This window comes from bacterium, assembly GCA_037143175.1.
Taxonomy (GTDB): Bacteria; Verrucomicrobiota; Kiritimatiellia; order CAIKKV01; family CAITUY01; genus JAABPW01.
Map to the genome: position 1 here is coordinate 1 of JBAWZF010000046.1, position 22,743 is coordinate 22,743.

The 22,743-nt window shown below is 55.2% G+C and carries 25 protein-coding genes; 6 read left to right on the forward strand and 19 right to left on the reverse strand.

Going from position 1 to position 22,743, the window contains the following annotated elements; genetic code table 11:
• Positions 1–254: 254 nt before the first annotated feature.
• The 5 genes from WCI03_12015 to katG form a co-directional block, all read right to left on the reverse strand.
• Positions 255–1,088, reverse strand: a complete 834-nt coding sequence (locus WCI03_12015) for a metal ABC transporter permease (GenBank protein ID MEI8140578.1) — start codon at positions 1,086–1,088, stop codon at positions 255–257.
• On the reverse strand, positions 1,085–2,020 hold the full coding sequence (locus tag WCI03_12020; GenBank protein ID MEI8140579.1) for a metal ABC transporter substrate-binding protein: 936 nt from the start codon (positions 2,018–2,020) through the stop codon (positions 1,085–1,087). The genes WCI03_12015 and WCI03_12020 overlap by 4 nt, the downstream gene beginning before the upstream one ends.
• A 19-nt stretch (positions 2,021–2,039) precedes the next feature.
• The gene (locus WCI03_12025) at positions 2,040–3,299 is read right to left on the reverse strand and encodes a TonB-dependent receptor (GenBank protein MEI8140580.1); all 1,260 of its coding nucleotides are present in this window, start codon (positions 3,297–3,299) and stop codon (positions 2,040–2,042) included.
• Between the two features lie 80 nt (positions 3,300–3,379).
• The gene (locus WCI03_12030; GenBank protein MEI8140581.1) at positions 3,380–3,673 is read right to left on the reverse strand and encodes a hypothetical protein; all 294 of its coding nucleotides are present in this window, start codon (positions 3,671–3,673) and stop codon (positions 3,380–3,382) included.
• Positions 3,674–3,810: 137 nt separating this feature from the next.
• Positions 3,811–6,006 carry a catalase/peroxidase HPI gene (katG, locus tag WCI03_12035; protein MEI8140582.1) on the reverse strand — a complete coding sequence of 732 codons (2,196 nt, stop codon included), beginning with the start codon at positions 6,004–6,006 and terminating at the stop codon, positions 3,811–3,813.
• Positions 6,007–6,186: 180 nt separating this feature from the next.
• Between katG and WCI03_12040 the strand changes: the two genes are divergently transcribed.
• The 6 genes from WCI03_12040 (at position 6,187) to WCI03_12065 (ending at position 10,569) form a co-directional block, all read left to right on the forward strand.
• A complete protein-coding gene (locus tag WCI03_12040) occupies positions 6,187–6,954 on the forward strand; it encodes a metal-dependent transcriptional regulator (GenBank protein MEI8140583.1) in 768 nt (255 codons plus the stop codon).
• Positions 6,951–7,193 carry a FeoA family protein gene (locus WCI03_12045; protein ID MEI8140584.1) on the forward strand — a complete coding sequence of 81 codons (243 nt, stop codon included), beginning with the start codon at positions 6,951–6,953 and terminating at the stop codon, positions 7,191–7,193. Before WCI03_12040 ends, WCI03_12045 begins: the two co-directional genes overlap by 4 nt.
• Before the next feature lie 91 nt (positions 7,194–7,284).
• Positions 7,285–9,351, forward strand: a complete 2,067-nt coding sequence (feoB, locus tag WCI03_12050; protein MEI8140585.1) for a ferrous iron transport protein B — start codon at positions 7,285–7,287, stop codon at positions 9,349–9,351.
• A 13-nt stretch (positions 9,352–9,364) separates the two neighbouring features.
• The gene (locus WCI03_12055) at positions 9,365–9,574 is read left to right on the forward strand and encodes a FeoB-associated Cys-rich membrane protein (protein MEI8140586.1); all 210 of its coding nucleotides are present in this window, start codon (positions 9,365–9,367) and stop codon (positions 9,572–9,574) included.
• On the forward strand, positions 9,567–10,289 hold the full coding sequence (locus WCI03_12060) for a hypothetical protein (GenBank protein MEI8140587.1): 723 nt from the start codon (positions 9,567–9,569) through the stop codon (positions 10,287–10,289). Before WCI03_12055 ends, WCI03_12060 begins: the two co-directional genes overlap by 8 nt.
• A gap of 10 nt (positions 10,290–10,299) precedes the next feature.
• Complete coding sequence (locus tag WCI03_12065) at positions 10,300–10,569, forward strand: hypothetical protein (GenBank protein ID MEI8140588.1); 270 nt, start codon at positions 10,300–10,302, stop codon at positions 10,567–10,569.
• Between the two features lie 261 nt (positions 10,570–10,830).
• Here WCI03_12065 and WCI03_12070 read toward each other — a convergent pair whose 3' ends face one another.
• The 14 genes from WCI03_12070 to bioB form a co-directional block, all read right to left on the reverse strand.
• On the reverse strand, positions 10,831–11,331 hold the full coding sequence (locus WCI03_12070; protein ID MEI8140589.1) for a ferritin-like domain-containing protein: 501 nt from the start codon (positions 11,329–11,331) through the stop codon (positions 10,831–10,833).
• Between the two features lie 60 nt (positions 11,332–11,391).
• Entirely contained in the window at positions 11,392–12,468 is a 1,077-nt protein-coding gene (locus WCI03_12075; GenBank protein ID MEI8140590.1) for a 3-deoxy-7-phosphoheptulonate synthase, read from the reverse strand.
• Positions 12,465–13,331 carry an ARMT1-like domain-containing protein gene (locus tag WCI03_12080; GenBank protein MEI8140591.1) on the reverse strand — a complete coding sequence of 289 codons (867 nt, stop codon included), beginning with the start codon at positions 13,329–13,331 and terminating at the stop codon, positions 12,465–12,467. Before WCI03_12080 ends, WCI03_12075 begins: the two co-directional genes overlap by 4 nt.
• Before the next feature lie 14 nt (positions 13,332–13,345).
• Positions 13,346–13,654, reverse strand: a complete 309-nt coding sequence (locus tag WCI03_12085; GenBank protein ID MEI8140592.1) for an iron-sulfur cluster assembly scaffold protein — start codon at positions 13,652–13,654, stop codon at positions 13,346–13,348.
• Between the two features lie 73 nt (positions 13,655–13,727).
• Positions 13,728–15,146, reverse strand: coding sequence for a phosphomethylpyrimidine synthase ThiC (gene thiC / locus WCI03_12090; protein ID MEI8140593.1), 1,419 nt, complete (start codon positions 15,144–15,146; stop codon positions 13,728–13,730).
• 42 nt (positions 15,147–15,188) lie between these two features.
• Positions 15,189–15,860, reverse strand: coding sequence for a class I SAM-dependent methyltransferase (locus WCI03_12095; protein ID MEI8140594.1), 672 nt, complete (start codon positions 15,858–15,860; stop codon positions 15,189–15,191).
• A 26-nt stretch (positions 15,861–15,886) separates the two neighbouring features.
• Positions 15,887–16,564 (reverse strand): peroxiredoxin, encoded by a 678-nt coding sequence (locus WCI03_12100; GenBank protein MEI8140595.1) that lies wholly within the window; start codon positions 16,562–16,564, stop codon positions 15,887–15,889.
• A gap of 98 nt (positions 16,565–16,662) precedes the next feature.
• Positions 16,663–17,112 carry a PaaI family thioesterase gene (locus WCI03_12105; GenBank protein ID MEI8140596.1) on the reverse strand — a complete coding sequence of 150 codons (450 nt, stop codon included), beginning with the start codon at positions 17,110–17,112 and terminating at the stop codon, positions 16,663–16,665.
• The gene (locus tag WCI03_12110) at positions 17,102–18,364 is read right to left on the reverse strand and encodes an iron-sulfur cluster carrier protein MrpORP (protein ID MEI8140597.1); all 1,263 of its coding nucleotides are present in this window, start codon (positions 18,362–18,364) and stop codon (positions 17,102–17,104) included. The genes WCI03_12105 and WCI03_12110 overlap by 11 nt, the downstream gene beginning before the upstream one ends.
• A 24-nt stretch (positions 18,365–18,388) precedes the next feature.
• Positions 18,389–19,219, reverse strand: coding sequence for an MBL fold metallo-hydrolase (locus tag WCI03_12115; GenBank protein ID MEI8140598.1), 831 nt, complete (start codon positions 19,217–19,219; stop codon positions 18,389–18,391).
• An 11-nt stretch (positions 19,220–19,230) separates the two neighbouring features.
• Positions 19,231–19,917 carry a phosphatidylserine decarboxylase gene (locus tag WCI03_12120; protein MEI8140599.1) on the reverse strand — a complete coding sequence of 229 codons (687 nt, stop codon included), beginning with the start codon at positions 19,915–19,917 and terminating at the stop codon, positions 19,231–19,233.
• Positions 19,914–20,828 carry an ATP-binding protein gene (locus WCI03_12125; protein MEI8140600.1) on the reverse strand — a complete coding sequence of 305 codons (915 nt, stop codon included), beginning with the start codon at positions 20,826–20,828 and terminating at the stop codon, positions 19,914–19,916. The genes WCI03_12120 and WCI03_12125 overlap by 4 nt, the downstream gene beginning before the upstream one ends.
• The gene (locus WCI03_12130) at positions 20,819–21,676 is read right to left on the reverse strand and encodes an ATP-binding protein (GenBank protein MEI8140601.1); all 858 of its coding nucleotides are present in this window, start codon (positions 21,674–21,676) and stop codon (positions 20,819–20,821) included. The genes WCI03_12125 and WCI03_12130 overlap by 10 nt, the downstream gene beginning before the upstream one ends.
• 10 nt (positions 21,677–21,686) lie before the next feature.
• Positions 21,687–22,743, reverse strand: a 1,057-nt coding sequence (gene bioB, locus WCI03_12135; protein MEI8140602.1) for a biotin synthase BioB, incomplete at its 5' end; no start/stop codon positions are given.

Below are 22,743 nucleotides of genomic sequence, written 5' to 3' on the forward strand. Positions count from 1 at the left end.
GCCGCCTCCGTCTGCTCCGCCCGTGATGGAAGTCCAAGACCCGCCTCCGGCTCTGACGCCAGAGCCGCCAACACCGGTCACGGTAACGGAATCCCCTGCGCCGGTCTTGGACCCTGAGCTCCCCCCTGAGACAGCGCCAGAACCGCCCGTTACCCCAATCGTAGAAACACTCAGATAGTCAATGCTAAACAGGTTGCGCAAATTGCTTTGAGGCTAGAATGAGACTTCATCTGGGCGCCACTTCCTCTCTTGTTTCAGACGTGGTCAGTGGATTGGAATATCCTGACCGCGGAAGACAGCAATAAAGCCAGCCCCAATGCGCACACAATCGCCGCCCCGGTCGGCAGGTCAAGACGATAGGAGGCATACAGTCCCGCCACGCTCGCTAATGTCGCCACGACCCAACCCACGGCGAGGCGGGCGCGCATCGTTGTTGCGAAGATATTGGCACATACCGCAGGGATGATGAGATACGAGAAGACCAGTAATACCCCACCCATCCTGACGAAGCTCGTGACCACGATTCCAAACAGGACGTAAAACAGGAAATCCCAAAACCAGATGCGCCGACCGTCCGTGCTCCCCTTCTCGGGATCGAACGTGAGCTGCCAGAACTGACGGCGAAACACGAAGTGAAGCACCCCGACAGCCACGAACAGGGCGAAGGTACGCATGACTTCCCCAGGCTGAACCAGCAGAATCTCACCCACCAAGGTCCGGCGCAATTCCTCGTTGCCTTCAGGACTACGACTCAGGAGCAGGAAACTCCCGGCCGCCGCCACCACGTACACAATGCCGATCAGGGCCTCCTGGGGCACTCGCCCTCCTTTTGCCCGGGGACGGGTCAGGGTCAGAATGGCTGCCCCCGCCAGCGTGAATGCGCCAGACCAGGCCGTGGTCTGCCAATCGTGTGCATCATGCCCCAATAGAATGGCCATGCAAATTCCCAGAGCTGCCACCTGAGCCAGCGCGAGATCAACAAAGATGATCTCGCGCTTCACAATGTGGAGTCCTAGGTACACCAGCAAGCCGGGAAGCAGCAGGCAGGCCACAAAGGGCCACACCATGATCTCAAAGGCCTCGCTCATGGTTTCCGCTTCTCTCCCAACGCGGCAGTGAGGGTGTTTACAAGATAATCCATAAATTCAATATAGCCCGCCTCCGTTCCCTTAATACCGCCCGGGTACTGGGAAAAGTCCAGGACAACCGCCCCGGTTTTGAGAGCCACGGTCTCGGCAACTTTTCGATTCTGGTAAGGTTCAACCAAGATTACCCGGATGCCATCCCGCTTCATCGTGACAACGACATCGGCTAAATGGGCAGGAGACGGAGGAATTCCCGGTCTCGGCTCCAAAAACAGATCGATCGTGAGGTTGAAGCGTTTGGCAAAATACGGCCATGAGTTGTGAAAAGCCGTCAGGCGCTTTCCGTTAAACGGCTCCAGTTGTTTCTGCCAGATCGCCAATTTGGCGTCGAGGCGGGATAAGAAGGCCGACAGTCTGGCGCTGTACTGGTCAGCCTGGTCGGGATCCGCTGCGGCAAGGGCCTTGCTAATCCGTTCCGCCACCTGCCGCGCATTCACCGGGTCAGTCATATAATGGGGGTTGCCCATGGCATGAATGTCGCCCTGGGCACGATCCCGGATGGAGGGGACCTCAAGCATGGAAATGCCTTCTGCACAGGCCACATGCGCTGGCCGGCCCAGCACTAACCGTGGATTGCGTGATCCTTCAATCAAAGGCGGTAACCAACCAACCTCAAGTTCCGCCCCTCCCTCAATCAGCAGGTCGGTTCGCGCAAGTTTGGCGATATAGCTGGGTTTCGGTGTTACAAAATGGGCGTCCTCACCCGGCTGGGCCAGGACGGACACCTGCACCGCATCACCCCCTATCTCGCGGGCGATCGCCCCGAAGTCCGCAGTGGTGGCCACCACATTCAGTCTTTTCCCGGCGGCTACCAGGGCTTGAGCTGAACAAAGGGCTAAAACAACAGTCAGTATCCAAATTGATTTTTGATTCATAATAGTGAGTCCTTTTTGGTTAGAATTTGTGGGCGGCGTGGGCTCCAAGAGCAAGCATCCACTGGAGGTAGACTTCAGCAACATCCTGTTTGCCATCAGCGGTCTCATAGGACCCTTCGCTGACTTGCAGGCGGATGCGCGAGAATTCAGACGGGGAGAAGTCAACCATCACACCGGTCCGGTAACTGCTCCCGAAATGTTCGGACGTTCCGTCCGGCAACTCGGAATCATTTATCAACCCGACCTGCTCCCAACGGAGCCCTCCACGCCAACGGGGCAAAAATCCATAAAGGGCCTGGAGATAATAGCCATCCTGGTTATCCGTGCGGCTGTTCCCGACCAGTGCCGGATTAAGGTCGTGGGCGACGACATCAAGCGCCTTGCGGCGATTAAAATATTCACCCAGGAAAATAAAGTCGCCCTGCGCATAGGCGTAAGGAGCGTTATATTTATAAACGAAATCACCGCCCCAGAACGAGTTATCCCCATCCAACCAGTGGTCTTCTTCCCCGTTCCCATCGCCATCGTGGGCTTCCTGATGGGTTCCTGAGGCACCAAAGCATCCAAATTGGAGGGCATGATTCCCCGACAGATTGGGGCTGAGCTTCAGCCAGGCGACGCCCACTCTGGGCCCGTCGTGGGCCGGCAAAGGGGCTTCACCGTGGTAGGCGAACATCGTCTCGTTATCACCCTGGAATGCTTCCACCCCCGCGATGAGGTAGAAAGGCGTGGGTGCCAGCCAGGTGGCTTGAAGGCCCTTGTCATTCAGTCCGTGATCACCAAGACAGAGCTTATAGATCAAGGGTTGATCAGTAAAATCCCACTGGTGCGAGTGCTGGGCATTGAGATAGCCGAAGTCGCTGTAGAACTTGCCGCCTTTCAATTTGAAACCATAGGGTAAACCGGTTGTCTCCATCTCGGCGGTCTCCAGTTCCGCCCCCTTTTCGTCAACTGCGGCAATGGCCGAGCCTTTAAAGTAGGGATCCGCGCTGGCGGAGAGCTGAAGCTCCACATGACGGAGATTGAATCCTTCTTCAACACCGTGGTGATGCTCCTCGTCGCCGTGGGTATGGCCGAATCCGGACATCTCCTCGAGGATATGGCTAACTCCCTCCTCCGAGTCATCGGCGTGATAAAACATATCAATGACAAGGGAAAGGTCCGGGTTAAAAGCGGAAAGTCCACCGGTTTGAGGGGTGCCTTGGGAAAACGCCAATGGCGTACCCGCGATCATGTAAATCGCGAAAAGAAAAAGAATGGCATAGAAACGAAAAATCATGAGAATCCTCCTGAGAATGGAAAGTTATGAAATGCGGGCAAAAGCCCGACGCCTGACAGACTGCAACCACTGTAAAATTGTCAGCTGACAGGAGGTGCACGCGCCTGGGCGGAATTCCAAAGTAACGCAGATACGAACACCGGGCTCGCTTCAGGAACAAATCCAACGGTTAGCTGAACGATGTTACCGGCATTGAGCGGGAGCGTAGTAATGAAAGAAGTGTTGGCGACCTGGCAGATGGGACAATGGGTGTCACTTCCAGCCGCAGCGTGATCCTCACAATGCAGCTTGTGGATGACAGGAATCAGAAGGGTTCCGCCAATAAACAGCAGGAACAGAAACAGGCCAATAGCTTTTGTTAGTCCCTTAGACATGTTTGTACGATCAGCCTATGACACTCATGGTGAAATGACAATCCTATAAAGGCAGAAAACGGCAGAAAACGCAGAAATGCCTAGTGAACTGGACTTTTCTACACATGCAATTTATCAACATCTGGCGCCTGCCGGCGTCAGATAAGGTCGAACCGGTCCAGGTTCATCACCTTGTTCCAGGCGGCCACGAAGTCATGCACGAACTTCTGCGGGGAGTCCTTGCAGCCATAGACTTCCGCCAGCGCCCGGAGCTGGGAGTTCGAACCGAAGATGAGGTCGACACGGGTGCCGGCCCACTTAAGCTCGCCTGTGACGCGATCGCGCCCTTCAAACAGGTCGCTTGCTTCCGAGGCCGCCTTCCATGTGGTGCGCATGTCGAGCAGGTTGACGAAGAAGTCGTTCGTCAGCGCCCCGGGGCGCTTGGTGAAGACGCCGTGTTGAGTCTGGTTGTAATTGATGTTCAGGACGCGTAGACCGCCGACGAGCACCGTCATCTCAGGTGCCGTCAACGTCAGCAATTGCGCACGGTCAACCAGCAGTTCCTCGGCTGATACCGAGAACTTGGTCTTGAGGTAGTTGCGGAACCCATCTGCAACCGGCTCGAGCACCGCGAAGGACGCCACATCGGTCTGGGCCTGTGACACATCCATCCGCCCCGGCGTGAAGGGAACCGTCACGTCGCAGCCGGCCTTTTTCGCCGCCGCTTCCACAGCCGCACACCCACCCAACACGATCAGATCGGCCAGCGCGACCTTCTTGCCGCCTGACTGCGCGCTGTTGAAGGCACTCTGGATGACTTCCAGGGCCTTGAGCACCTTCGCCAGTTGAGCCGGCTGGTTGACCGCCCAATCCTTCTGTGGCACCAGGCGAATACGTGCACCATTCGCCCCGCCACGCTTATCGGAGCCACGGAACGTGGACGCCGACGCCCAGGCAGTCGAAACCAGTTCCGATACAGACAGGCCGGAAGCCAGGATCTTGACCTTGAGCGAGGCGATATCCTGTGCATCGATCAGTTTGTGGGTGACGGCCGGAATGGGATCCTGCCAGATCAGCTCTTCGGCCGGAACCTCCGGGCCGAGATAGCGTGCGCGCGGCCCCATGTCGCGGTGGGTCAGCTTGAACCAGGCCCGGGCGAAGGCATCTGCAAACTGATCCGGATGTTCAAAAAAGCGCCGGGATATCTTCTCGTACGCCGGATCGAACCGCAAGGCGAGGTCAGTGGTCAGCATCGCCGGGGCGTGCCGCTTGGACTTGTCATGCGCATCCGGCACCGTGCCGGCACCTGCTCCGTACTTCGGGGTCCACTGCTTCGCACCGGCCGGGCTCTTCGTCAATTCCCATTCATAGCCGAACAGGTTCGAAAAGAAGTTGTTACTCCACTTCGTCGGGGTGGTAGTCCAGACGACTTCCAGGCCGCTGGTGATCGTGTCGCCACCTTTACCCGTACCAAAGCGGCTCTTCCAGCCCAGGCCCTGCTCCTCGATGCCCGCCGCTTCGGGCTCAGGTCCGACATGTTTCGCATCACCGGCGCCATGAGTTTTGCCGAAGGTGTGACCGCCGGCAATCAGCGCAACGGTTTCCTCGTCGTTCATCGCCATACGGGCAAAGGTCTCACGGATATCCTTGGCGGCAGCCAGCGGGTCCGGATTGCCGTTCGGCCCTTCCGGGTTCACATAGATTAGCCCCATCTGTACCGCGGCGAGAGGTTTCTCGAGTTCCCGGTCACCGGAGTAACGCTTGTCGTCCAGCCACTTCCGCTCGGCCCCCCAGTAGATGTCCTCTTCCGGTTCCCAGGCGTCATTGCGCCCGCCGCCGAAACCGAACGTTTTGAAGCCCATGGACTCGAGCGCACAGTTTCCGGCCAGAATCATGAGGTCGGCCCAGGATATCTTGCTGCCATACTTCTGCTTGATCGGCCAGAGCAGCCGGCGTGCCTTGTCGAGATTCGCATTATCCGGCCAGCTGTTGAGCGGCGCCAGGCGCTGGGCACCAGACCCCGCGCCCCCGCGGCCATCACCCATGCGGTAGGTGCCGGCGCTATGCCACGCCATCCGCACGAAAAGCGGCCCGTAATGACCGAAATCGGCCGGCCACCACTCCTGTGAATCGGTCATCAGCGCGTAGAGGTCGCTCTTCACCGCCTTCAGATCGAGCTTCTTGAACTCCTGAGCGTAGTTGAAATCCTTGCCCATCGGATTGCTCATGACGGAGTGCTGGTGGAGTAATTTGAGATTCAACTGGTTAGGCCACCACTCCCGGTTCGAGGGGCCACTGCCCGAGACCTGTTCACGAGTTTTACCAGTTACCGGGCACTTGCTTTCGTTGCTCATGGGCTCTCTCCTGATTAAATTTAAACGCGCACGTAGTCGGAATACTATGTCGGAATCCACAAAAGTAAAGTCAGGCATCCCCTGATTCAGTCATCAGGATTTCCCCTAAAAAAAGTTGACAAGATACGCCATTCCGTAATATGTTAGTCGCTCCAAACATTCAGGGAAGGTCAATCAGCCATGGAAACACACGCTTTAAGTTCGAATATGGAGAATTACCTTGAGACCATTCTGATCCTTATCCGCAAGCATTCGGTCGCGCGGGCCAAGGACATTGCGGAATGCATGAAGGTCAATCGCTCCTCGGTGACGGGCGCGCTCCAGGCCTTGAGCGAACGGGGCCTGGTAAACTATGCGCCTTACGACTTCATTACCCTCACCCCGGACGGGACGGAAGTCGCTTCCAAAGTGCTCTGGCGTCACGAAGCCTTGAGAAACTTCTTTGTCAGCGTGCTTGCTATTGACGACAAGGAGGCGGATGAGGCGGCCTGCCGCATGGAGCACGGCGTCTCCAAAACGATTGTTGACCGACTTCTGGAATTTGCAGCTTTTGTGGAAACCTGCCCTAAAGCGGGCGCAAAATGGGTGCGAGGGTTCGGCTATCAATGCAAAGAAGCCGGGCATACCCGGAGCAACTGCGAAAGCTGCATCTTACAAAGTCTAAAGGAAGTCAGAACCATGCCTGAAAAAACTGATCACCATACTGATTTAACCTTCCTGAGCGAGCTCAAGCCCGGCGAGTCAGGGCTTATCGAAAAAGTTGCAGGTTCCGGAGCCATCAAACGCCGCATTATTGACATGGGATTCACTAAAGGCAGTTTAATTGAAGTCATTCGTGTTGCCCCGATGGGGGATCCCATAGATGTCAAAATCAAAGGTTACCACCTCTCCCTTCGCAAGGAAGAAGCGGCCAGCATCACCGTCATACAGAAAGAAATATCCGGATGATTACCATAAACCCAGCCTGCTATATGCCTTTAAGTGCCGTCCCCACCGGACGCGTCGTTATATTGCGCCGTATCAGGGAAGGCCATAGCCTTGCGACCCGCCTGGCTGACATGGGACTTGTCCCCGGAGTGACCATCAATGTTCAACAGAATGATCGCAATGGCCCGGTCGTCATCGCCCTTAAAGGAGGACGCATGATGCTGGGCAGAGGAATGGCCGAAAAAATGTCGGTCGAATGATTCCGGAGGCATTTTTTTATTCACAATGTTCGGCACTCCGAACTTTTTTATAAACCTTAATGACGCACACTGAATACAGGAATAATTGTAAATGAACCAAAAACTCACATTGGCTCTGGTTGGAAACCCTAATTCAGGAAAGACCACCTTATTCAACAGCATGACCGGCTCCCGGCAACACGTAGGCAACTACCCCGGGGTAACCGTTGAAAAGAAGGAGGGGCTCTGCACATCCGGTGATACGGAAGTCATCGTCGTAGATCTCCCTGGAACCTATAGCTTAACGGCCTACTCTATCGAGGAACTCGTAGCTCGGAACTTCATCGTGGATCAGAAGCCGGACGTCGTGGTGAGCGTCATTGATGCCTCCAACCTGGAGCGTAACTTGTATCTCGCCTTACAAGTCATGGAGCTTGGGCGGCCCGTCGTTCTTGCTTTCAACATGAGTGATGTGGCACGGCAAAGAGGATTGGAGTTCAATCTGGAACTGCTCTCAGCCCTGCTGGGCGCCCCTATTGTGGAAACCATCGGACATCAAGGGAGCGGGATCGGGGAATTGCTCGCCACCGCCGTTCATGCCGCCCATCAGGGCAAGCCACGCAGCATGCCCGACATCCAGTACGGGCAAGACCTGGAAGAAGCCATTACTCGCATCAGTCGGCTCCTTAAGCAAGATTTGAACTTTATCAACGATCGTGAAGTTCGCTGGACGGCCATCAAACTTCTTGAAGCTGACAAGGAAGTAACTGGGAAAATATCCAACCCTGTCATCCTGACAGCCATCCAAGAGGAATGCACCCGGCTGGAAGCAGTACTCGGTGATTCTGCGGAAATGATCATAGCGGATCGCCGTTATGGCTTTATTTCGGGCGCCTGCCAGGAGGCGGTCCGCTCCACCATTGAGTCCCGGCACACGCGCAGTGATCGCATTGATGAGATTGTGATTCACCGGTTGTGGGGACTCCCCATTTTCCTCGGCCTCATGTACCTGGTATTCTGGCTGACCTTCACGGTGGGCACCCCGCCCATGGAGTGGCTGGACATCCTTTTCGGGTGGCTTGGCCATATGGTGTCTGGCTTTTGGCCGCAGGGGTCCGACAGCCTGCTGAAATCACTTCTGGTGGACGGCATCATTGCCGGCGTGGGCGGCGTGCTGGTCTTCCTGCCCAATATCCTGCTGCTGTTCCTGGCCATCGCGGTTCTCGAGGACTCTGGCTATATGGCACGAGTCGCCTTCCTGATGGACCGCCTGATGCACAAGATCGGGCTCCATGGAAAAAGCTTTATTCCCATGCTGACCGGATTAGGCTGTTCCGTCCCGGCCATCATGGCAACGCGAACACTGGAAAACCAGCGGGATCGCCTCACCACAATGCTGGTGCTTCCCCTCGTCAGTTGCGGCGCCAGACTACCGATATACGCCTTACTTATCCCCGCGTTCTTTCCTGAGGTATGGCGGGCGCCTATGCTCTGGCTCATTTACATCATCGGGATTCTCCTCGCGATCATTTGCACCAAGATCTTGCGTTCGACGCTTTTCAAAGGGGAATCCGTACCATTTGTCATGGAACTCCCCCCCTACCGGATGCCAACCCTGAAGGGGATGGCCATCCATATGTGGGAACGCGCCGGCATCTATCTCAAGAAGGCCGGGACCATGATTCTCGGGGTCTCCATTATCCTCTGGGCGCTAACGACGTTCCCCAAAATGCCGGAAGCCGCGCCCTTCACCACTCCCGAGGCTCAACAGGCAGCCGAGTTATCCCACACCATCGCCGGCCGGATCGGGCATGCCATGGAACCGGTAATCAAGCCGCTGGGCTTCGACTGGCGGATCGGCACGGCCATGATCGGTGCTTTTGCCGCGAAAGAAGTCTTTGTGGCTCAATTGGGGATCGTCTACTCGGTTGGCGAAGCCGACGAAGAATCCGAGTCCCTGCGCGACAAACTGCGGGCCAACTATTCGCCATTGGTCGGTTTCTGCATCATGCTCTTCATGCTTATCTCCGCCCCCTGCATGGCAACCATCGCGGTCACCAAACGCGAAAGCAATTCATGGGGATGGGCCCTGTTTCAATTAGGAGGCCTGACCGTTATGGCCTACGTGTTGACCTTGGTGGTGTACCAGGTGGGCAAAGTTCTGGGGATCGGCATCTGAAAGGCGGCTAAACATGATCGAGACCATCATCGTTCTGAGTCTGGTTGGATTGGCGTTACTTGGCATTGCACGATCACTCTGGAAACAGGTAACCAACAAGAAGGGCGGCTGTCAGGGCTGTTCTGAAGGGTGTTCACCGCACTCATCTTGCAGTAGCCCAGAAAGCAGTAACCTTAATGCGGGGCAGAAACAACAACAAGAAAGGGAGACAGAAAATGAATAGAGCTAAAGTTGGGTTTGTAATGGCGGTCATGATGGCAGGATTGACAGCAACCAGTCATGCTGACAGAAGGAGTTATGTATGGACGTATGAAAGCATCACCATGCCCGCAGGAATGGCGGAGGGTGAATATTACCTGACCGCCAAGGTGCCGGACACCGGTGCATCGGATGACAGCACATGGCAACATCAGGTTGAGTTGGAGTATGGCTTGCTGGATAACTGGGACATCAGCATGTACCAGATGTGGAAACAAACCTATGAATCCGATGAAGAATCAGAGTTCAATTACGAGGGATTCAAACTCAGAAGCCGTTACAAGCTAACCAAAACAGGTGACTACATTATCGATCCCTTGATTTATGCCGAATACATCATGAATGCGGCTCCCGACAAAGCAGATGTCGTGGAGGCTAAACTTGTTCTGGCCAAAGATATTGGCAATTTCAATATCGCCTATAACCAGATCATTGAGCGCGCCCTTGAAGGAGATGCGGATACCGAGCATGGGTATGCAGCAGGTATCAGCTATGACATTGTGTCCGCCGTAAGCCTGGGATTGGAAGCCAAAGGAAGTTATTCAGAAGTCGAACACGCAGTAGGCCCGGTCATTTCCGTGGAAACTGAAAAGATATGGCTCTCTCTCGGCATGGCCGCCGGACTGAATGATAACACCGACGACCTGCAGGTCCGGATGATTACTGGATTTTCTTTCTAATCAATCACTCATGAAATTCCGGGTATATCTTACCGCCGTGATGATGTTGGCGTCCTTCTCGGAGGGGGGGGAAGCCAACCGCATCACGGCGAATTCACAAACGCTCTGTCCTGTCATGGAGGGGCGAAAAGTCAGCAGCCGGCTGTATGTCGACCATGAAGGGGAGCGGATTTATGTCTGCTGTGTTCCTTGCGTAAAAGCGCTCAAGAAAAATCCTGTTAAATTCCGGGACAGACTGCGCGCCCAGGGGGTCGTGCTGGAAAAGGTTCCGAAGCCATAATCGGCTACCGCAGCCTTGAAGCCATCCGTGATAATTTCCCGAAACTGGTCATTTCGATGGACGATGTTGAGTTCGGAACCCGCAACGGGATTCGCCACCACCTCGCTTGGGACTTTCTGGCATCAACCAATCTCTAGGTGAATCGATCACCGAAAGGACCGGTCCAAGTCTCCATGGCCGTGCACATTTGCTCCGTCCGCAATGTTCGCAGTGGTTGGGGAGGGAGAAGCTCCTCCTCCCCATGACCTTTGCTACGGATAATTATTTCACGCCACGCCTGGCCATCAAGACCATATCTTCATTGAGGCTCTGTAAGTCTTCCTCGTGCATGACTTCGTCCTGCAGGATTTGCAGGGCCATATTGTAAGTGACCGGATCCCGGTCACGGGTGAACTTGAGCAAATCGTTGTAGTGCTTGATGGCACATTGTTCACCGCGAATATTCTGGCCAAGAATCACTTTGACGTAGGGATCCTTCGGCGCATCGTAGTTACAGTTCGTCAGCTTCAGCCAAATGTCAGGACTGAGCGCTGGAGTTCCGCCCAGCTGGATGATCCGGTCGGCATCCATCCCTGCATGACGGAGCTCATCCAATGCGTGCTGATTCAGTTCCGCCATAACGGAATTCTTCATTGGCCCCTTCACGAGTTTGGCACCAAGCCAATACTGGTAGTAGGCGAGCCACTCATCACAATAAAGCTTGTTCAGCATCGCAATAATCTTATCCGCATCCTTGACAATCTGTCTACCTGTTGTACCCATAATAACCTCCTGCTTTTGTTAACTTATCGAACCTGAATAGCGACACTCGCCTCCATTGGTTCAGCCCATCTCACTCCGCATAACGCCTGCCGCATGACGCAGCATCCGCTCAGTGGCTTCCCACCCCACACATTCATCCGTCACTGAAATGCCATAGTGGAGTGCGGATGAATTCGCAAAAATCTTTTGATTACCTTCGGACAAATGGCTCTCCAGCAGCATCCCGATCAGCGTCTGACTTCCCTGGCGTCGTTGCTCAAGGACGGCATTCCACGCCAGTTCCTGTTTATCAAACCGTTTATTGGCGTTACCATGGCTGCAGTCGACCAGAATGCTGGGCCGCAGACCAGACGCTTGCATTCGGTCTGCTGCGAGCGACACACTTTGACTATCAAAATTGGTCTTGTTACGGGCACCACGAAGAATCATATGCCCTCCAGGGTTACCGGCCGTGCGAACAATAACGGTGCGGCCGTCTCCGTCAATACCCAGGAAGCTCTGAGGATTCCGGGCCGCTTGTATGGCATCTACCGCCACCTGCACATCGCCGTCAGTCCGATTCTTAAATCCAACCGGCATGGAGAGCCCGCTGGCCATCTGGCGATGGGTCTGCGATTCACTGGTTCGGGCGCCAATGGCCGTCCAGGCAACAAGATCAGCGATATATTGCGGGACAATCGGGTCCAGCATCTCTGTGCCGGCAGGAAGCCCGAGTGCATTGATGTTGAGAAGAAGCTGGCGTGCGGTTCGCAAACCGCATGCCATGTCTGCTGAGCCATCCATGCGCGGATCATAAATCAGCCCCTTCCACCCAACGGTCGTGCGGGGCTTTTCGAAATACACACGCATAATGACAAACAGTGTTTCTGCAACTTCATCAGACAACGCTTTTAAACGCCGTGCGTAGTCAATGGCCGCGACGGGATCGTGGATCGAGCAAGGTCCCACAATGACCATGAGTCGTTGGTCTTCACCGGAAAGGATGCGCCGGATGACGGCACGGGCATCGATCACGGTCTTCAGGATGTCGAGTGAGGCAGGGCATTCGCGCTTAAGTTCAGCGGGAGTCACCAGGGGCACCAACTCAAGAACGTTAAGATTCTCCGTTATAATCAAATCTGACATGGTCCGTTTCATGTGTTCACTACATTTCCATCACGTTTGACCACCAGCGCACCCACTGCAGCGCCAATGTCAGCGGCGATCATGGGACACTTGACGGTGAGCAGGAAGAAAATGGGCCTGCCCGACCCCGACAAGGTTTCGTAATTGCCCTGCCCCTTGGAGATAATCAAGTCAGCTTGATTGAACAAATTGCGGAATTCCCCGGAACACTCCTCAATTAACGTTCCCGGCGCGTCTGACCCGTTTGTGATCACGGGTACGAGTTTAGAAATACCGGCCGCTTGTGCGTCCTCCAGAGTGGCATCGTTGATGACAGGATATCCACGCACCACCACCTTGATTTTTTCAAGCGGAAGCGCCTCAATCAGCAGGCGATCGAACACAATTTCACCAGCGTTGTCAGCCAGATAGAGAATAGAACGCGCCTCTGCAGCGGCTTTAAACAAATCGGAAACACAGCCAACGAGCGGCCTGTCCCACACGGCGTCTAAATGACCCGACAAATCCTCCAGCGCAATCCGGCTCTTCGATCCGGCGTCCAGCAGGTTTCCGGCAATCGCCAGACGCACCACGGCCTCGCGGGGATTTGAATGGCGGCGCGCCATTTCAACCAAGGCGGGCAACAGATCAAGGGCGATCCGGTTCATCTGATCCTTGAGCAAACGATAAGGATCGGCCTGTCCCGTCTCCTGCCGGACAAGTCGTTGCAAGCGTTGCGAAATCGCCACAGGCATCGCATTCCAGTCGGCGTCGGAAATTTCACGTAGCAGTCGCCTGAGCAGCCGTTCTTTTAGTACGGTATCGGTTGACGACATCTCAACGGCCTCTACCGCCTGACGCACGAGACACGGTATACATTCGAGGTTGGTTTTCATGGATATTTTATCATTCAAGGTGTCAGTAAATAATCAACGATTGCCCGATAAAACGTCGTCACGGCAAGAACGGCACAGTGCCGACCCTCTTCCGATTCACACTCACCGGACCGAATGATCTCGCCGGCACTAATCGACAGGGCATCCGTAACATTGCGGCCTTTCGCCCGGCGCGCTACGGCATGACCGCATGAGCGGGTATTGCCGCATCCATCCGTGAAGTATCGAACGTCCTCAATCCGGTCGTTTCGAATGACCAGATAGAATTCCATCGTATCACCGCAGATCCCCTTGATCGACGCTGAAGCCGTCGGATCATTCATCTGCCCAAAATACTCATCTGATGCTAAAACTATTATTGGCATATTCACTGTAAAGAAGCTCATTTCCGGACTATTATGTCTGGCTATCCAATCGCGAGAAATTACGTACTGCACAGAAGTCTTTGCCACACATGGAACAGAATTCTTCATTTTGATGACACCGCGCCTGCTCATATCGCGTCCGTGCCGCTTCACCATCCAAGGCGAGTTCAAACTGTTTCTTCCAGTCAAATTTCTTGCGGGCGTGCGAGAGCGCATCATCGCGCTCCCGTGCACCTGGAAGTTTTTTCGCAACATCAGCGGCATGGGCGGCAATGCGATACGCCATGATCCCCGCCTTGACATCTTCGGCGGTTGGCAACCCCAAATGTTCAGCGGGGGTTACATAACAAAGCAGGGAAGCCCCATGGAAGGCAGCCATGGTGGCACCAATGCAGGAAGTGATGTGATCATATCCGGGCGCAATATCTGTTACTACAGGGCCAAGCACATAAAACAGAGCGCCGTTGCAGATCTTTTGCTGCATCTCGACGTTCATCTGAATTTCGTTGAACGGAATATGGCCGGGACCTTCCACCAGAACCTGGACTCCCTGCTGGCGGCACAACGTGACCAGCCGACCCAACTCATCCAGTTCCGCAAACTGCGCGGCGTCACTGGCATCGGCCAGACACCCAGGACGGAGCCCATCACCCAAAGAGATGGTCACATCATGTTCTCGACAGATCTCCAAAACCTCGCGCCATCGTGACTGGAAAGGATTTTCACGCTTGTGGTGACTCATCCACTGAGCCAATAGCGCCCCGCCGCGGCTCACAATTCCCATCACGCGCTTAGCCGCCAAAGGAACATGAGCGCTCAACAGACCTGCATGAATCGTCATGAAGTCCACCCCCTGCTCGGCCTGTTCGGTAATGACCTCCAACAGCACCTCCTCTGTCAGGGCATGAATGTCGCCCTCAACCCTGGAGAACGCTTCATAGATCGGCACTGTGCCGAACGGAACCGGGCATTGACCCAGCAAAGCGCGACGCAGAAGATCCAGATTGGAACCAACACTGAGATCCATCAGAACGTCGGTACCTGCGGTTATGGCCACGTACAATTTCTCGAGCTCCGCCTCAGTCCCGGATTTCTCCGTCGACCGGCCAATGTTGGCATTGACCTTGGTCGTAAAGGCGCGCCCGATAACGACCGGATGAAGTCCTCGGTGCGCGGGATTAGAAGGAAGAACAGCCGTTCCATCGGCAATACGGTCACGGACAATTTCAGGGGCGACGTTTTCACGCCAGGCCGCCGCAATCATGGCGGGGCTGATTTCACCTCTTAGAGCTATCTGGTACTGTGTCATGGGGATGTTGCTACGGCTTGTTGGTGTGGCAGATGCGAAATGGGTGTACCCCCGCAGGCGTTGTGCGGGGTGTGAATGATTCCGATCGCTTGAAATTAAAACCTCTTTCCCTTGTGAATTTTTTGTCTCGCCGAGTTTCATTGTTTCTTTCCCTTTCCGAAGGGGCTATTCTGCTAATACTGTTTAACCAACCTTGACTGCCGAGATAACAACAAAAGCGCCTGTTCCGTGCCCATCCAGAACAGGATCAGGTTTACTCATGTCCTCCGGTGCGGAGAAGATGGTCTGGCAGCAGTGACAGACCTCGAATCCCCCTTGTTCCAGAAACTCCGTGACTTCAGTGGTGGAATAGAACCGAGCATGCTGATAGAAGCGACTGACGTGTTTGCGAGCTTCATACGCGCAACCCAAAGGACTCATCTTGTCGATAATGGCTACCACGACATGCCCATTGGGCATGAGGATGCGGCGAGCTTCATGCAGAACGGTCAATGGGTCGACCACGAAACACAGAACATTGATCAGGACCGCGAAATCAAAAGTCTGTTCAGAAAACGGTATATGCTCGGCCACAGACTGTATAACCCGGGCACCACGGCTCCGGGCAATAGCCGCCATACGGGCTGAAGGCTCGAGCGCTATCTCAATATTCAAAGGCACGCAAAAACGGCCAGTCCCCGCGCCAATCTCTATTCCGCTTCCCAGACTCGGGACGAGAGAACGAATGGCGGCCAGTTCCGACTCGTAGGCAAATACATGTCGGTCAAACCAAAGGTCGTACTCTGCCGCATGTCGGTCGAAGGTATCTCGGGACGCATCTATCATGTCACATTGAAGCGCGGCCGGCTTTTTCATTGGGCCGGCCGCGCCAACGGGGCTGTTTATTTCGGGCATTTCTTGAGGCACATGAACCAGTCGAGACACTTCACGTCGGGATCAGGCTTGGTCATGCGATCCTTGGCCACACCGCAGGAGCCGGGAGGCGGAACAATCACATCGTCGCCCGGTTGCCAGTTGGCAGGGGTGGCGATCTTATGTTTGTCGGAATACTGCATGGCAATCAGCAACCGCTTGACCTCCTGCATGTTCCGGCCATTGCTGAGGGGGTAGTACAGAAGCGCACGCACCTTGCTGTCCGGATCAATGATGAACACCGCCCGCACGGCCTGGGTGTTGCTGGCACCAGGCTGAAGCATACCGAATGCCTTGGAAACCTCCATGGTCAGGTCGCTAATAACGGGAAAGGTCACCTCGACATTCTTCATGCCTTTGTAGTCGATCTTCTCCTTGATCGTCCGCAACCACGCAATGTGGCTGTAGGTGCTGTCAATCGAGAGTCCGAGCAACTTGCAGTTAAGGGCTTCGAACTCCGGCTGCATCGAGGCAAAGGTCATAAACTCCGTGGTACACACCGGCGTAAAGTCCGCCGGATGCGAGAAAAACACCACCCATTTCCCTTTATAATCACCAGGAAAATTAAGCGGTCCCTGAGTCGTCTCCGCCACAAAGGACGGAGCGAGTTCCCCAATCAATGGCAACCTGATGTTCTGTTCACTCATTTCTTCAGCTTCCTTTCTTATGTTGTTTATTACCCTGTTCCTCATTTGTTTACCCCTTAAACAAAGTCAAATAGTGCTGTTTAACAACGAGAATTGTGTCAACCCCGTTCTAATTTGTCTGTTTTACGTTCCATAAACTTTGCGGTGGCACGCGCGACAATCCGGTCACTCTGAATCAGAGTGGCCTTCAGAAGATATAACGGAGCTAGCGCCTCTTCGATATGCGCTTTCACAACCGCCTCTTCATTCAAGCCGACGGCGAGCAGGAAGCGCACAGTCAGTTCACCTGTCACAGCGGTAATGCCATGCGCGAAGAGGCAATTCGTCATCGCGCTATCCATGACGGCTGAAATCACCCCGCCGTGCAACAGGCCGTCATACCCTTGAAACACACGGCGACAGGTAAACCGGCCCTCAATGCTCCCATCTTCACACGTTTGAAAAGCGAGCTTAAGCCCCAATTTATTACGGGCTCCGCACACGATGCAACCGGCATGGTGTGCGTCCCGCAAATGCGCCATTTTTACCTGTCTTTGCTTAGTGATCACACACATTGGCTCCGGTTTGCAGGGTACCGGCGAGGTAAGCTGCCACCAGAATCTCAGGCGATTCGCTGGCCGCACCGATCATGACCTTGATTCCGTTTTCGGCGAACAAAGCCTGTGCGCGACTGCCCATGCCGCCCGCAAGAATGACCTGAACTCCCTGCTCGTGCAGCCAGCGCGGCAATACGCCCGGCTCATGCGGTGGGGGGGTGTGGCGCTGCTGGTGTGTAATCGCCTTCGTCGTTAAGTCCACGTCAACAAATGCGAATTCCGCACAGTGCCCGAAATGCATGGCAAGTTTTCCTTCGGCAATGGGAATGGCAATCTTCATCATCGTCTCCTTATTTTGAGGTTGTAGAGGGATCTCTTTCTTTACTGACAGCGACAGGATGGGTGCGATCACCCGTTCGAAGGCCTTGGCGGTCTCCGTTTTGCTATAGTGATAAACAAACGGAGTCCCGGCATCGCATGCCAACCCCACGGCGGGGTCAATCGGAATCCGGCCCAGAAAGGGCACCGCCATTTCGGCCGCCATACGTTCGCCGCCCCCGGTCGTGAAAATGTCGGTGACATCCCCGCATTTCGGGCACACAAAGCCACTCATATTCTCAACCACGCCCAGAACCGGCAGATTCAATTGTTTGCAAAACTTAATGGATTTCCGGACATCGGCGGTGGCCACCGCCTGGGGGGTGGTGACCACGACGGCGCCATCCACGGGCTCTGCAAGCTGAACAACCGAGAGAGGCTCATCCCCCGTACCTGGCGGGGAATCAATGATCAAATAATCCAGTTCACCCCATTCGACATCTTTGAGGAATTGTTTGATCACGCTGGCTTTCATGGGGCCACGCCAGATGACGGCGTCATCCCGGTTTTTCAAGAGGAATCCGACGGACATGACCTTGAGTCCAGCATGTTCAACCGGCTGGATCATGCCGTTTTTCATCTGAATCTCGGCCTTTTCAAGATGCAGCATCCCGGGAATGCTCGGCCCATGAATATCCACATCCAGAAGTCCGACACGCTTCCCTGACAAAGACAGGGAAATCGCCATATTGGCGGCGACCGTGCTCTTCCCCACTCCCCCTTTCCCGGACATCACCAGCACTTTATGCCGGATTTTCTGGAGACATTCCTGGAGTTGCTGATCTTCCAGCCATTGGTCAAAATGTTCCGGCGCCTGGTTTTGTCCGCTCCCGCAAGCGTGCTGAGGGGTTGATTCGCCGCATCCACATTCATTCTTTTTCGTCATCTCGCTTTTTCCTTTTTGGTTAGATCAAAAATCAAAACAGGCACCCGTCCCGCCGGGAGCACAAATTCCGGGAAACGCATTCCACAATGCGGCCGTTGCCCCTGCCCCCGTACAGTGCAGGGCAACCAGACGATGCAAATTAAAACGGCGCAGCTCATTGATCGTCCAGTCCAGGCGGCTTTCAGGTGCCGACCGGAGATGGGTGCCCCCGATCACAGCGTAAATCGGCTGCCCTTGAGTCAACTGCTGAATATGGTCAAGGGTGTTGATCAGACCGGCATGGGCACACCCCAGAAGCACAATGGTTCCCAGGCGCGACTTTATAAAGAGCGCCTGATCATCCAGCAAGGGATCCTCGTGATGACCTTGCGAGTCCCTGCGAAACCCTTCAAGGGTTATTTCTTCAGGGTGTCGCCTGGGAATTTCGCCAGTAGCCCAGATGCCGGGCACGACTTCCAGGGCGGCACGGGTTGTCACCGGCGGAACTGTCAAACCTGACAAGGCCTCCTGCGATGGGCCGGGAATTCCAATAGAACGGGCGCCCGCTTCAGCCTGTTTATACTTGGGCAAAAATGCATCGGGATGGGCGACGACCCGGATCCCCTTGTCGGCACACTGGATCACTGCAGCCAAACCACCTGTATGGTCATAGTGACCATGACTCAGAACAACGGTGTCCACCGCATCCAGATCCAGCTTAAGGGCCCGTGCATTTTCCTCAAGCACAAGTCCCTGTCCGGTGTCAAACAAGAGACAGTGGGTGTCTGTTTCAATCCAAAAGGCCAGGCCGTGCTCCGCACGGGTGGAAGGGCTGGCCACGTTGTTGTCCGAAAGGATGATAATGCGCGTATTCATGGGCATAACGCCTATTCTGGGCCGGATGATTTATTTTTGATGCGTGCCACAATGGTTTCACCAGCCCGAACTTTGTCCCCTATTCGCACGAGCACCTCCACGTCAGCCTTCGGGAAATACAAATCCAAACGCGACCCAAACTTCATCATCCCTATCTTTTCGCCCTTGGCAACCGGCACGATGTGGTCATGATCCAGCCAATACACGACGCGCCGACAAACTGGCCCGACAATCTGGCAAAGCAGGCACCGTGTTTGGGTATTCGTAATCAGGATTTTATTGTGCTGGTTGACCTCGGAGGATTTCTCCTGGAAGGTGAACAAACGTTGACCAGGATAATAGCCTAGAAAAGTTGATTGTCCGGCAATCGGGGCCCGGTTGACGTGGACATCAAACAGGCTGAGGAAAATACTGATTCGAACACAGTCGGCATGCAAGTACTTGTCCTCATGGATATCGGTGATGGCGGCCACTGTACCGTCGGCGGCGGCAACGATCAGATCGTCCCCCGCGGGAATTATCCGTTCGGGATCCCGGAAGAAGAACAGAAGATAGGCCACACATATGAATGCGAAAATGCCACATAAGCCAGCCACCCGTTGCCAAGATAGGCCTTTCCAGAGCATGATGACGGCTAGCAAACCAAACAATAAGGCAACGGCGATCACAAACGGAACAACTTCAAGTCTAATGGTCATGGAGTCACCCTCCCTGAGAGCGATTGCTCAAAGTGGTTAATATTATTCCATACTGCCCGAATATCTGCGGCGAGCGGCCCCGAATCGACTTCGACAACAGCCCGCCCCTGTAACTGGGCTGCCGTAACGCCCCGATCGTATCGTACACGGCCAGCCAACGCAGCCCCGGCTCGGTGGGCGTCGACCTCGATCCGCTCCGTCATTTCGGGGTTTAAATCCCATTTATTGACGCATACGGCGGCGGGGATGTGAAAGTGGCGGGTCAGTTCCAAAACCCTAGCCATATCATGCTCCCCTGACAAGGTCGGCTCGGTCACGATCAGAACCCGTGTAGCACCGCTGATGGAGGCAATGACCGCACACCCTACGCCAGGGGGGCCATCCACGAGAAGGAAGTCAGCTTGATTGGATATGGCCAGTGCCCGGGCGGTCTCTTTGACCTTGCTGACCAGCTTGCCGGAATTCTCGCCACCAGGGATGAGCCGGGCATGCACCATCGGGCCATGGCGCGTGTCGGAAACATACCATTCTCCGCTGAGTCGTTCAGGGAAATCAATCGCTTTCACGGGACACGACCAGACACATACACCGCACCCTTCGCAGGCGTTAGGCTCTATGGAAAATGAGGATTCACCCCCATTACCATCCGCCATTCGTACTGCATCGAACTTGCACCGCGCCAGACAAGCCCCACATTGGATACAGTCTTTCTGGCGTATGGAAGCCTCATGTCCGCACCAGAAGTCCTCCCGTTTCCGAAGGGTTGGCGACATTATCAAATGCAGGTCTGCGGCATCCACGTCGCAGTCCGCGAGAACAACCTTTCCCGCCAGAGCCGCAAAGGACGCCACCAAACTGGTTTTGCCCGTACCCCCTTTACCGCTGATAACAACAAGTTCATTTAGCGGCATATATTCCCTTCCATTCGGTTCCACAAAGATGAAAAGACGGCTTGCCACTCCGGCAGGGCTTGAACGGCCATTTCCCCGCGGGAGTACGCCTCCGCCACACGCCGGTCGTCGGGAAGTTCAGCCAGGACGGGAATTCCCTCCTTCGCGCAGTAATCCCGTACCCGCAGGTCCCCGCTGTCGGCCCGGTTAATGACCACCCCATGGCGAACACCCAATTTCCGGATCATCTCCACGGCCAGCGTCAGATCGTGCAGTCCGAACGGAGTGGGTTCCGTAACCAGTACAATGTAGTCGGTATTCCGCACCGTTGTAACGACGGGGCAGGAAGTTCCTGGCGGGGCATCAAATAGGGCGACTCCTTCAGTGATTGATTTCTTCTTAACGGCCCGAATCACAGGGGGCGCCATGGGTTCGCCGACATTCATGCGACCCTGAACAAAGTTTATCCGCTCCCGATGCCCGGTTTCCACCACGCCGATGGTTCGTTCCTGCTCCCGAATCGCCCCGCTTGGGCATGCCAGGGTGCACCCACCACACCCATGGCAGAGCTCAGGGAAAATGAGCGCCTTCTCGAGCACTGCAATGGCATGGAACTCACAAACCTCAGAGCATTTTCTACAACCGATACAGGCGCTTTCCTCGACGACGGGCACAAGAATGCCTACGGCTTCGCTCGTAGTGATCTCCGGCTTCAGGAATATATGCCCATTGGGTTCTTCCACATCACAGTCAAGGTATTGAACCGGGCGGCCTAGCTTGGCGAGTGTCCAGGCCAGGTTAACCGCCACGGTGGTCTTCCCCGTGCCGCCTTTCCCGCTCGCAATTGCAATAGAGAGGAGTTTCTTCATAGGTCTTCCATTAGGCCTGCGTTAGCTCACCCACTTCGAACCCGGCGGCGGTCAACAACGCCATATCCGTTGCATAGCCCTGCCCGGAAGTGGTGAGATAACCTTCTGTAAACATTGAATTTGCCGCATAGAGCGCCAGTACCTGCGTGGGGCCCAGGCAGGCCTCCCGGCCACCTGCAATGCGGATTTCTGTAGTGGGATGTACAAACCGGAACATGGCCAACGCCCGTAATGCATCGCCCGGCTTCAGTCGCGTATAGGCCTGGAAAGGTGTTCCTGGCCGGGGATCGAGGAAGTTGAGAGGGATGGAGTCGGCCCCGATTGCCTTTAGTGCGAATGCCAGATCGACCCGGTCTTCCAGTGTTTCTGCCGCACCCAGAAGTCCGCCGCAACACAATTCGAGGCCAGCCGCCTTGGCAATGCGCGCAGTGGACACACGATCCGCGTAGGAGTGCGTTGAGCATAGATGCGGGAAATGGCGCTCCGAGGTTTCCAGGTTATGGTTATAGCGATCAAGTCCCGCTGCCTTGAGCCGTGCCGCCTGCACAGGGGTGAGCAGACCCATCGACAAGCAGACCTGGATAGGCACTTCCGCCTTGATCTGGTGAATAGTCTCGCAAATCTCATCCAAGTCCGGGTTGGACAACGTTCGACCGCTGGACACCACGCAATACCGGATGGCTTTCATCTTGCGGGCCTCGTGAGCGCCGGCCACAATCTCTGCACGTGATTGCAGGGGATAGAAAGGTGCGGATCCGGCACTGGCCCGTGCAGACTGGCTGCAGTATCCGCAATCTTCCGTGCACCCTCCGCTACGGGCATTTCGGAGTACATGCAAGCGCATTTGAACGCCGAAGTATTTCCGGCGGATGGCGAAGGCGGCATCCAAAACGGATAGCAACTCTGCGGGAGGAGACTGGAGTATCTGTAACGCCTGGTCACGAGTGACGGGCTTTCCGGCCATCACCTGCCTTGCCACGGCGCTCCAGATCCCTCCATGCTCCCCCGTTTTGACTTCACTTTCCAACGACATGTTTAACTCTACCAATCCTTTCAGGCTCCACGAC